The sequence below is a fragment of the Paenibacillus sp. FSL P2-0121 genome (genome assembly GCF_037975345.1).
In the GTDB taxonomy this organism is placed as follows: Bacteria; Bacillota; Bacilli; order Paenibacillales; family Paenibacillaceae; genus Paenibacillus_AQ; species Paenibacillus_AQ odorifer.
Genome location: NZ_CP150245.1, coordinates 5388227 through 5401098 on the forward strand (window position 1 = coordinate 5388227; position 12872 = coordinate 5401098).

Below are 12872 nucleotides of genomic sequence, written 5' to 3' on the forward strand. Positions count from 1 at the left end.
TACTGTATCTGTGATAAGAATCACACACATTATAGATCTTCACATTTTTTCCAAAAGGATCCGAGATCCCCCTCCACCCTGCTCAGCAGGTACTACTACCAGCTTGCGTGGCAGTCGTGCCCGAAGCTCTGGAACATGGCTGATAATGCCGACAGACAGTTGGTCGTTATGCAGTCTTTCCAGTGAGGTAATTACCGTATCGAGCAATTCCGGATCCAGCGTACCAAAGCCTTCGTCCAAAAAGAAAAATTGCAATGGATACTGCCCCCGCAGCTGAATCTGTGCCGAAAGTGCAAGTGCAAGTGACAAGGAAGTTAAGAACGTCTCTCCGCCGGAAAGCGTGGAGACCGGTCTTCTTACACCACCGTTTCCATCATCACGGATTACAAAGCCACCACCCGAATCAACCTCCAGTGCATAACGCTGTTTGCTCAGGAAACGAAGCCGCTGGGAAGCAGACTGGCATACCTGCATCAATTGTTCCTCCGCAATATACTCAACAAAAGCATTTCCACGTAAAACCGTCTGCAATTTGGACAAATGATCCTGTAGAGAAGCATGTTCTAGCCGCTGGGCTTCGAGCTCCATCCAGCGAATATGCCGATGCCGCAGATCCTCCAGATCTCGCTCTGCGCGCGCTCTTGCTTGCAGCGACATTTCATCCTCTGACTTACACACGCTTAAGCTCTCCTGGCTAACTTGCCACTCCTCTTCACTTAAGCTGGCTCCGTCAAGCTTCTCTTCAATATTGCGCAGCTGCAATGAGACTTCAGCTTCTTCCGCACGATGGGCATGTACCCGAGAAGAAGAAATTTCCCGCTCTTCAGGTGCGAGAGCTGCTCCTTCAACCTCAGCGGCGGAACTAAAAGGTGAAGAGGTTAAGCTTTGCTCCCACAGATGGCTTGAAGTCACATAATGCTCTCGAGCAGATTCTGCAGCCTGGCGGGTAATTGCTGCCTCCTTGATCTCATGCTGCGCTTTTTCCGCTGCCGTGAGATGTAATCGTTGGCTGGTCTCCACAGCTGCTAACAATTCCTGCAGACGACGCTCACACTCTGCTAGAAGAGGGGCAGCAGCGCGGCCATTAGTCCACTCTAAAAGACGCCGTTCTTTTTCACGCTGCAATTCTTCTTTGCCTTCCATCTGTGTATTCCACTGAGTAAGCTCTTTATCGAGTCCGGTGATGGTCTCCTGAAGATTCTGCACCGAAGCGCTTTTCTCATCCAGAAACTTGACACTGATTTCCAGTCGGGATCTAATTTCCTCAGCTTGAGCATCCTTAGCTAACAGCTCACGATAAGCTTTTTCTACCTCTTCCGGTGCCAAATCAGGGAACTGCTGTACCCAGTTCTGCCGCAAAGCGGTTAGTTGGCCACTCAGTTCCTCGGCTTTGGCGGTTAGGCCTTCTACCCAGCTTCGCTCACCTTCGGCACCCGCTGCTTCTTTGAGACATAGCTGCTGAACTTCCTGCATCGATTGCTGCCACTGTATCGCTGTACGGCGCAGTTCTCCAGACTGGCTTTTTAATGCTAAAAATGCAGCATCAAGTTCTGCCAAAGCCTTTTCATCTGGGATGGACATATCGGTAGAGAAAACCTCGGCAGTGCTGACTTCTGAGCCTGCCGCTGCAGGATGATTTACCGTATCAAAAGCTCCATCACCAAACACCTGCTCCAGCCAAACCAGGTCCTGCTCCCGCAGACCACGGAACATATGGCGTGCTTCCAAAGCACGTCTGGACAACACCCGAGCCTGTTGAAGCTTTATCTCCAGTTCCTGTTGCTCTACGTTATCCTGCAATACAGCAGGGGCCGGGTGGTGTTCGCTGCCACATACAGGGCAAGGTTGTCCTGCTTCCAATTCTTTAGCCAATCCAAGCGAGAGTCTGTGCAACTCATGCCCCTTGAGGGCCGCTTCCAAAGAACTGATATGTTGCTCCAGACTTTCTGCTGCGGTGCACGCAGCTTCTTCTGTCGCCAGCAGCTTCTCTTGATGCAGCGCCGCCTCGCGGATCAGCTGCCCGCGAGAAGCTTCCTGCTGCCCGCGACGGCCCTCGGCCTCCGCGAGGCGCGCCTGCGCAGCCGCGAGTGCAGCGGCACGCTCGCGGCGCTCCTTCTCCGCCTTATCCCACTGGGATTCGGCGGAGTGCAGCCCTTGCAGTCTCTGCATCGCTTCTTGCAGAGACTGCCGCTCCTGGGAGCGGACACCGAGCGGCTGCAAGCTCTGCTGCAGCTCTTGCTGGCGCTTTTGGCCCTTGGCCAAAAGCTCACGCTCCCGGGCCATGCCCTCCCGCAGCTCCGTCAGCTTGCGGGAGGCCTCTTCGCGGCGCTCGCGCAGAGCCGCGAGTTCGCGCCGCAGGGCGCCGAGCTCGGACTCGAGCTCGAGCGCGCGGCGGTAGGTGTCGGCCCCCTGCCGGAGGGCCGGCTCTTCCGCCGCAAGCGCGGCCTGCGCAGCAGCTGCGGCCGCAGCGGCATGCGCCGCCTCCTGCTCGGCAGCGGCGGCCAGCACCTCTTGACCCTCCGCGCGGGTCAATCGGCTCTTGAAGGCATCTTCCGCGCTTCGCCATGCTTTCAGCGCGGGAAGCCTAGCCTCGGCCTCGTCAGCTTGGCCGAGCTTCCGTTCAAGGAGGAGAATCTCCTCCTCCTTGGAGAACAGTCCCTGCCGCTGCAATTCGCGGCGGGTCCGTTCCTCTTGCAGCTCGCGAATGCGCGTGAAACGCTCCGCGACCTGCAGCGCCGCCTCCAGCTTGCGGCGGCATTCCGCAGCATGCTGGGCTGCTTGTTCGAGGCGCTCCGCCGCTGCCTTTACATCCTCTTTGCCTGCGCTGCCAAGCCCCTGCTGCTCCGCTTCGAATGCGCGGAGCGCAGCCTCATTCTCCTTCACCCGTCGGCTAAGCTTCAACGCAAGCTGATCGCCATACTGTTCCAAATGGAACAGGCGCTGCAGCATTTGTCGGCGGTCTACGCCCCGAAGCGATAAGAATTCGGCGAATTTCCCCTGCGGCAATACAACTGCTCGCGTGAAGTCATCCATCTTGAGCCCAATATGCTCTTCCACACAACGTGTAACATCTGCGAGTTTATCCGCCATAACGTTATCCCCGTCAGGTGTAACTTCTATGAAACGGCTAATGGTGTTACTGACTGTTTGCTCACCTGTCCGCTTGAACTTACGTTCAACGCGATAACGATGTGCCCCAGCGGAAGAAGTGAGCTCAAAGGTAAACGCCACGCTGAGTGAATCCTCAGAGTGATTCATAATCCCCTGTGTTCCATTAACGGCGCGCTCCACTTTGCCGTACATCGCCAAAGTAATAGCATCCAGCAAACTGGACTTGCCGCTGCCCGTAGGTCCAAAAATCCCAAACAGCCCGGTCTCACACAGACTTTCAAAATCTATTTCCTGCATTTCTCTATAACTCTGCAATCCTGCAACTTTTAATAAAATAGGCTTCACCTTAGTTCTCCTCTCCTTCCTCCGGCTGCTGCCGTTCTTCTTCGGTTAGCTGTAAGAACAGCTCAATCAAACGATCCTCCGGCTCCGCCCCGCCCGTCTGGCGCTGATAGAATTTACGGAACAATTCTTGTACAGGCATACGTGAACGGGAAATCTGTTCGAGCTCCAGCTCCATTTGCGGATAAATCGGACGAATATGAATGATCCCCTCACGTGATTTACGCAGGCGCTGAATATCATTCATCGACATAGCTTCACTGAGCCGAATCTCCAAATCTATAAAAGCGGAAGCATCTCTACCTTCATCCAACCAGTTATATACCTCTTGCAATCCCCCCGTAGAGCTCCATCTTACAAGTGGACGCCCACAGCGAAGATAGATTTCTTCGAAGGTCGGCTCACCGCCCGGCGCAACATCAATCAGCGTCACCGACTTGGCTTGTCCTGCTTCCGAAAAGCTATATGCCAGCGGGGATCCGCTATAACGGATCATCCCTTCCCCTTTAACACGCTGAGCGCGATGAAGATGGCCTAGTGCAGTATATTGCGCTCCACAGGATAAAGCAGAAGGGTCTACAGTGTAAGCCCCGCCCACCTGAATCGGGCGTTCCGAATCACTCTCTACACCTCCAAGCACATAAATATGGCTCATCGCCAAATTCACGGTTTGTGGCGTAAATTCCCGTCCCAACAGTTGCATAAGTTTGCCTACCCGTGCGCTGTAAGCTAGTCGAAGCTCCTCTTCCCCGCTGTCCCCAGCAAGCAACTCACCGAGACGTGCCTCAGAGGGATAGGGAAGGGCTGCGATTTTGGCAATCTCACCTGTCCGCGCAGCATGAACTGTCACTGGCTCTGAGGTTGGAAGTCCTACCAAGGTAATCCCCTGCCTTAATACAAGCGGGGAGACTGAAGATACGCGCTCCGGTTGGTCATGATTGCCGGCAATCACCACAAGGGGCCTGCCCCCTGAAGTCAGCCTGGCAGCAGCCTCATAGAATAATTGCTCCGAAGCCGCTGGTGGATTAACGGAATCGTACACATCTCCCGCCATCATAATCAAATCCACCTTATGAAAATCGGCGATCTCCACCAATTCATCTATGAACTGCTCTTGCTCCTTCTGGCGGCTTCTTCCCTCCAGCGTACGGCCCAAGTGCCAATCCCCCGTATGCAATATCCGCATCTTCGTCCTCTTTCCCCGCTCCTATGCGGCAATGAATAATTTATAATTTCACAGCATGATCGCCTTCAAAAAAGTACAGCCAAATCTCGCTGATCGGTTCTCCCAAAATATCATGTAATGCCTTGCTGTATAACTCTAGCTGAAAACGATATTTTTCCTTAAGTGCCTCTAGTCCGCCCTGATGTTCTAATACAGAGTCCGTCTTATAGTCTAGCAGAATAATCCGGTCCTCTTCACGGAACAGGCAGTCAATGACCCCTTGAATTAGCACAGCCTCACTAAAGCCTTCCTTATTGTTCTCAGGGGAAAGCTCCGAGACGGCTTCATTCATATAATCGAGCCCTCGATAAGCCTCACCTGCGGGAACCATATAACTGAACGGCATTTCTCTAAGCTTCCAAGAAGAAGCTATTAATCTACGTCCCAGTTCATTAGTATAAAAAGCTTCTATCTGATCGGGAGCTACAGCCTCCACCTGCTCAGCAGTTAGAATAGCCACTCTCTGAAGTCGGGCTAAGGTTTCTTCCACAACCATAGGATCAACCGGGCCCTCCAGCGGAATATGCTGCATGACTGTATGGTATGCTGTCCCGCGTTCCGCTGGGGTTAGACTGCGTTTTTCCATAAATTTCGGACGCCGCAAATGAAGACTGTCCGCACCTGCAACACTTGGACGTTTATCGGTTTCTATTGAGGTTGTAGAATTGCCTTCTTCCAGCAGATCAAAAGAGGGCTGCTCCTGCAACGACAACAACGCTTTTAACTCCGTAACAGAAGTTTTAGCCGGAATACCTGAGGCTGCCGCATACGGATAATTCCATTCCAGTCTTCTAGCAATTTCATCGCTAGTCTCTGTTTCATATATATTTACAGCTTCACCCTTATGCAGTGCTTCGAGTACAGCTTGCCGTTCCTCTACCTTCTCCTCAGTCTGATCCGTTGGCAGGAACGCCCCAGAATTAAGTTCGGAAGCATTTTGCACACTGATGCTCCAGTTGGAGACATCGTTGTGCAGCACCGTGGAGACGGTACCTTCTGAACCGCCCAGCTTACGAAGAATCGCCGCCGCAGGGTGCCGGATCAATGCCGGTCCAACCCAGTCCAAATAGCTGCGCCCTCGGGCCAGCAGATGATCTGCAAGCAGCAGCTCATCCCGGTTCTGTACGCTGCTCCAGCTAGCGATTTTGCGCGGCAAATCTCTTACAGTGCCTACTAGAATCATTTTATCTCTCGGACGAGTTAACGCTACATATAATACACGCATCTCCTCCGCTAATAATTCAAGCCGTGTACGCCGGTTAATAGCCAGATAAGGAAGTGTTGGGTAGCTAACTCGCGTTTCCCGTTCCACAAAACGCGGCCCAAAGCCAAGCTCTTTGTGCATAAGAAATGGCGAATGCAAATCTTGTCGATTGAACTGTTTTGCCATCCCGGCTACAAAAACAACAGGGAACTCCAGCCCTTTGGATTTATGGATGGTCATGATTCTGACGCCATTGCCTTCTTCACCGCCACCGCCAGCTACACCCAGATCTCCGCCGTTCTCACGAAGCCGTGAAATGAACCCCAGAAAACGGAACAATCCACGCGCTGCGGTGTCATTCTCAAATTGCACAGCCCGATCATACAAAGCTTTAAGATTGTTCTGGCGCTGCGAGCCTCCAGGCAGTCCTCCAACCCATTCCAGATAGCCGCTCTCCCCATAGATACGCCAGATCAGCTCACTGAGACTACCTTGTCTAGCCGCATTTCTCCAGCTTTCCAGCTGTTCTAGGAAATGTCTAAGCTTGCGCTTCAGTTCTGGACTGATCTGCGGCAGATCTTTATCAGGTAAAACATTATTTTCGACGGTGCTTGCGGATTCAATCACAGGAGCCGAGAAGAGGTCATACTCTTCTTCAGCCTCTTTTGCATCTTGCATATCCACCGCCATCTGTACTGCTTGAAAATAAGGACCCTGACTACACATACGCACCGTAGCCAATTCTTCTTCCGTTAATCCGACCACAGGTGAACGAAGTACGCCAGCCAGCGGAATGTCCTGCTGAGGATTATCAACTATTTTTAAGAGGGAGAGTGCAATTTCCACTTCTGTAGCTTCAAAATAACCTTTATTCAGATCACCATAAGCAGGGATTCCTTCCATCCGAAGCTCTTCGATGATCAGAGGGGTCCAGATTCTTGCCGAGCGAAGCAGGATTACGATATCACCGTAAATAACCGGGCGCATAATCTTGAGTCCTTTATCGTAGATAAGCAGCGGCGATCCACCGGTCATCCCCGTCATTTGTGAAATACGCCGGGCAATTGCCCGTGCTTCCAGCTGCGCCGTCTCGCTCTCAATGGCTTCACTCTCCTGAAGTGGCGCCTCACCGTCTTCAGAAGTCTCTTCTGACTTCCCTGTTGTTGAACCACGATCTATCAATAATAACTCCGGTGCAAAAAAGGTATCGGGACCCTTCTCTGCTGCACCTGGGAAATTCGCTCCGTAAACAAGCTCAGCGCGTTCGTCATAATTAATCTCCGCTACCGTCTCATTCATAATCTGCCGGAAGATCATATTAACGGCATTCACAACCTCCATGCGACTGCGAAAATTACGGGCCAGATCGATAACCGAACCGCTAGACGATTCATTAGTAATTTCAGATGGATCATCGATTGGGTGTGAGCCAAAGCTGCGGTATTTATCCAGGAATAGCCCCGGCTCCGCCAGACGGAATCGATAGATACTTTGCTTCATATCTCCGACCATAAACCGGTTACCGGGTGTTTCACGGGATATTAGCCGCACAATCTCCTCTTGCACACTATTCGTATCCTGATACTCATCCAGCAGAACCTCATCGAATTGAGCACGGTATTCCATAGCTGCATCAGAAGGCAGGGAATGACCGGGCGTAGAGTCCGGATGGCGTAGAATTTGCAGACAATAATGCTCCAAATCACTGAAGTCGACTAGACCTCTTCCTGCTTTTTCAATTCTATAACGTTCACCGAATGCTATCACTGTCTCTGCAAGCTCTGCCATCAGTGGAGCCGCTTCGTTCAGCTCTTTCAAAAAAACCTCAGGCGGACGGCCAAACAATGCTTTCTGAAGATCTAAAATACTCTTCTTCACACTGTCGCGCAGTTCCTTCACCATCTCCTGCAGTCTAGGATCTGTCGAATCCTTCTTACAAGCCTTTAATTTTCCAAAATATACTTCCATAAAAATATCATATAATTCTGCCCAAGGTCGTTCGTTAACGGCATCCTGCAGTGCATTTACCATCTCAAGATCAGTGGTTAAATTCTCAGCATAGGGTGCCGGACCACCCGGTTGTAGTGCAATCTCCCGGCCTTGCATCAGCTGACTGGCTGCACCCGCAAGTGTCAGCTTCGCTTCTTCAAGAATGCTCAGCACCCATGGCGTTCCACCCAGACTTTCGGTGTCTGGCAATGAGAAATCAGCTGCAGTATCACGGAGCCATTGCGCTGGCCAAGGATGGCTGCGGGCGTAATCATGCAATCGCTGTATGAGCGCATGCACTGCATCATCACTGCGTTCACCACTGAACCAATCAGCGAGCTGCACAAATATGCTATCCTCGCCATCCGCACCTACCTCACCGTACTTTTCCTCCAGCAACTCTTCGAGCAGCTCCTGCCGCATCATCTCCGCTTCATGCTCATTTAATATGCGGAAACCCGGATCAATCGGAATCATTTGATAATAACGCCGGATCACTTCCAGACAGAAGGAGTGCAACGTTGTAATCGAAGCTTTGCCCAGCAGGGATAGCTGACGGCGCAAATGGTCGTTCTCCCCGTTCTCCTCCAGCTCCCGATCAAGGGCTTCCCTGATCCGCTGCCGCATTTCGGCAGCCGCAGCTTTGGTAAACGTGGCTACTAGTAGCCTGTCTACACTGAAGCCGTTCTCTTCCTTACTGATCTTTCGAATAATCCGTTCTACCAGCACCGCCGTCTTGCCGGAACCTGCTGCCGCAGCAACGAGGATGTCATCACCGCTCTCCGCAATGGCGCGCCACTGGTCATCACTCCATATACTTCCTTCCGGTTTCGCTTCTATTTCAGCCTTCATACTCAAGGTGTAGTTCCTCCTTTGCGGGACAGCAGATCCCATATAACGTCCTTCCCTGGCTTACCCAGATTGTTATAGCTGTTACCTTCCACAGCTTCATCGAACTGGCAGACAGGTCTAAAGGAACAGAATGTGCAGGCGGTCTCCTGCCCAATTCGGTACGGCTCAATCGCTACATCACCCTCTGTTATCCGTGTCCCGATATCCGAGATCGTCCCTCTAACGGAGGATAATAGATGGCCCCACTGCTCTGGTGTAGCTACTGAGGCACTGCTATAAAAGCTGCCGTCAGCTTTTACTGCTACAGGCACGATAGAAGAATACCCTTTGTCTAAAGTCGTATCCATCAGGGAGACAACCTCACGATCTGCTGTAAGCAGTCCTTTCATCTTGAAGCGTTTCAACAGCTCTTGCTCAGCCTGTTCCTTGTTCATCCCGTTGGATGAAGTTAACAACGGATCATGCACATGGAAATAAAGTGTGCCTGCTGGAAGTGCCGGCTGCCCCAGCCATTGCTCCGAATATGTCAGCAGCACATCCAAATAAGTCAGCATTTGCAGCGACAAGCCATAATACACCTCATGCAGCTTGAGATCCTTTTGGCTCGATTTATAATCAATTACCCGCAGAAGAATACCGTTCTCTCCACGAGCCATGTCTACACGGTCAATCCGGCCAACGACCTCCATCACACAGCCATTCGGCAGCGTAATTCTTAAAGGCGGCAACTCCTTATCCGGTCCAAAATCCAGCTCCAGCCCTACTGGCTCAAAGCTGCCCCGGCGGGCGTGCTCGCCCAGAATCACAGAAGCACGTCCAACAATATTCTTAAGCTTACGGGAGATGTACCCGTAACGTTTGGAGCTCATTAGAATTTCACCCTGCAACATCGGAGATAGCCGTTCTACTGTCTCACTGGCCTCACGCCGACATTCATCCGGAGATAAGCTGCCCCAGCCCCGTCCCTCTTGTTTCAGTCTTATCGCCATATCACTTAGCGCAGCATGGAACAGCTGTCCAATATCAGGTGCTTGCAGCTTATATAACTGGCGCTCTTTCAGTCTTAGTCCGTAGGACGCAAAATGGGAAAATGAGCACGCAACAAATTTCTCCATCCGGGACACACTGCCCCGCAGTGTTGAGCCACCATACAATCTGAGGCTTGTGCCACGCTTTAGCTTCGTTCCCTCATTACGATAGAACAGTGAACTTAGCAAACGTTCCAGTTGAAATTTACGATCTTCGTTCTTAGTAAACCAGTTATACACATCCCACCATAGCTCCGGAATTTCTGTTCCTTGGCGCCACTGCCGCAGCTGCATAATCAATGCGCGAAGACTCTGTTCTGGTTGACCAATGAAACCGAGATGGATAGGATTTCCGACTTCTATAGGTAGTCCCGAGGGGGGAAGTGCTGACAAGCTGTGCTCTTGAACCCTTGGGAACATTCTATGCAAATGCCGGATAACCTCAGAGGGAAGGAGAGCTTTGCCCTCATCATCCGCTGTAGCGTAGCTAATCCAGAGCTTTCGGCTTCCTGTCGTTAGTGCATTATAGATCAGAAACCGCTCGTCCAGCAGTTTACGAGAAGCGCCGGGAGCAAGCTCCATTCCAGCATTCTCTAGTACGGAGCGTTCACCTTCCGAGAGAATTCCATCTTCCTTAAACTGCGCAGGCACAACACCTTCATTAAATCCAAGCAAAAAAGCATATTTAACCCCCGTTGGGCGAGTCCGATCCATATTGCCGACCAATACTTGATCCAGTGCGGGCGGAACTAGTCCCATTTTAAGTTCAGCAAGACCTGTCTCTAGAACTCCAGTGAACACTTCAAACTCAAGTCTTTCATTGCCCATCATTTCTACTATCTGATCTAGCAGATCAAGTACCTCACCCCACAACTGGCTATGTTCCCTAGCCTTCTCGGGTTGGCCCTTCTCCATAGACTTAACACTGAGTTTCTCCAGCTTCCGTGCAACATCCGTCTCTTCAAGCAGCTTATACATTGCCGTACATAGTTCAAGGCCGCTTCGGCTTTTCTGGATTCGTTTCTCAAAAGCAAATAATGGACCTGTTATACTAGCACGGCATCGTTCCATAGTAGCAAGCAGTTCATCATCCATCTGTCTGCCGCCTTCCAGCGACAAGCTAGGAATACCTTTCCAGGAGCGGCCATCTGTCCAGCGGTACCCCTGAATCCCACAAGCCAGCACATAGTTTTCTAAAGCATCCATATCATCACGCGTAATACTACCGTCTAGCGGAAGCAGAAGCTCCGTCTTTACGCAACGGAATACATCCTCATAACGCCAGCGACGACGCACTACATCCAATGCGGAACGTATAAACTCCACTAGCGGATGATGCAGCTCATTCACCTTCTGGTCCAGAAAAAATGGCACTCCATAATCTTGGAACAACGGCTGAACCAGCTGCTCGTAATCGCCAATATTGCGCATCAATACGGCCATTTCGCCATATTTTGCACCTTCATCCCGCGCCAGTCTAGTCATTTCGCGCAGGGCTCCCTCAACCTCTGCTCTGTGCGAAACTGCGGCGCCTATGGATATAGCCTCTCTTGCAAGTTCATCCGCACCTATCCAAGCCTTCCGGCGATCATATCCCCGTTCAAGGTGAGCAAGTACTGGACTTTCTTCAAAACGTGGAAGAACCATTGGCTCCAGCAGCTCGTCCCATACATCAATGCCCAGCTCTTCAGCAATTCCACGCAGTTTAATGTAAGTAACCGCAGTTGGGTGAAACAATTCAAGCTCATTCAACTGATCTCCATAGGGGTAAGGACGATCAATTGTAAGCGAAACCGTCAGCTTCGAAGCTTGCTGCATCAATTCTCGAAGCACTACGAATTCCTGCGGAGTAAATCCATGGAACCCATCTACCCAAATCTCTGCCCCGCGAATGTAGGAGGAATCTGGAATATGCTCAGCCAGTTCTGCTAAACGATCCTCTTCATCGATATAAAGACGGGACATTTCCTTCTCTAAATCGCTAAATACCAGCTGCAAATCATCCAGCTTACCCTCAAGAATAGGACTTCTTGCAATAGCTCCTCGCATAGCGGACAGCTGTTCCTCTAAATCAGTGGAACCCAAACAGCAACGTTTCATCTCCGTGTGCAGTTGGTTCAGACGTTCCACAAAACCCGGTCTGTCTGCTGAGGCACCGAATAATTTCAGTTCCTCTTTGCGGCGACTGATGATTTTGTAAATTAACATTTTCTTACCTTCTTCACTGATTGGCAGACTTGCACTGCCACCAGTTTCCTGCTTCACACGATAGGCAAGCCGCGAAAAACTCAGTGTCTGCGCCCGAAGGCTTCCCTTCACATTCCCTACGGTCAGAAGCCCCCGTTCTGCTCCAAAAGAACCTTGCTCTGGCACAAGAATAATAATCGGCGCACCAAGCGGTTCCTTTTCTAAGGAAGAAGAGATAGATTCCCATATTTTTGTTGTCTTGCCACTGCCCGAGCGGCCTAGTAAAAAGGTTACCGGCATAAATGATAAACTCCTTCCGTAGCGGAGAAAATATATAGAATACAGGGTGAAATATCCACCCATTGATTACACTCCAATTAAAAAAGTTCAGTGATTCCTCGTCCCCTCAGTATATCATAACCACACTAATCGGAACATGTGTTTGCTAGTATTTTCTAATGTTTTACAAAGGATAAACAGCTACGAGTACAAATAAAAAAAGCAAACCTCCGGATTTTGGCGGCTTGCTTTTTAGAGTGTTTAGTTTGTTTTTAATGCCAGATGTGCAACGTTAGATTGGAGCTGCCAATGTCAGAGCATAGGGTCAATGTTAGACTGTTCAGCGTTCGGCGTTCAATACTCAACACCCCGCACTCAACATTAGCACTCTACACCGATCGTTTTGTAATCCGCATTCCGCATATCATAATTCAATAAGCATCATTCGTTGTTTACCATTTAGTATTCCGAATTTAACATTCAACATTTCGGCTCGGCTTGTTTCATTAATTACTTACGGACCCAGGAGCCGTTATTCGTGGATTCAGTGCTGTTATGGCAGCTTTTCGGACCCCACTGACGCTATTCTTCGAAAATGTGTGACATTACGGGTGTTTTTGGGGCAATAGCGCCTTTGGGGTCCGTAAGAATTCAA

At 50.7% G+C, this 12872-nt stretch carries 4 protein-coding genes; all 4 read right to left on the reverse strand.

Going from position 1 to position 12872, the window contains the following annotated elements; genetic code table 11:
* Positions 1 to 39 precede the first annotated feature (39 nt).
* From MKY54_RS23870 to addB, 4 genes are read right to left on the reverse strand one after another with little or no spacing between them, the layout of a single operon-like run.
* Positions 40 to 3456, reverse strand: a complete 3417-nt coding sequence (locus MKY54_RS23870; RefSeq protein ID WP_339188156.1) for an AAA family ATPase — start codon at positions 3454 to 3456, stop codon at positions 40 to 42.
* Between the two features lies 1 nt (position 3457).
* Positions 3458 to 4639 (reverse strand): exonuclease SbcCD subunit D, encoded by a 1182-nt coding sequence (locus MKY54_RS23875; RefSeq protein ID WP_076136581.1) that lies wholly within the window; start codon positions 4637 to 4639, stop codon positions 3458 to 3460.
* Positions 4640 to 4679: 40 nt separating this feature from the next.
* Entirely contained in the window at positions 4680 to 8723 is a 4044-nt protein-coding gene (gene addA, locus MKY54_RS23880; RefSeq protein ID WP_339191270.1) for a helicase-exonuclease AddAB subunit AddA, read from the reverse strand.
* 2 nt (positions 8724 to 8725) lie between these two features.
* Positions 8726 to 12238: a helicase-exonuclease AddAB subunit AddB gene (addB, locus tag MKY54_RS23885; RefSeq protein ID WP_339188161.1), complete on the reverse strand. Its 3513-nt coding sequence runs from the start codon at positions 12236 to 12238 to the stop codon at positions 8726 to 8728.
* Positions 12239 to 12872 lie beyond the last annotated feature (634 nt).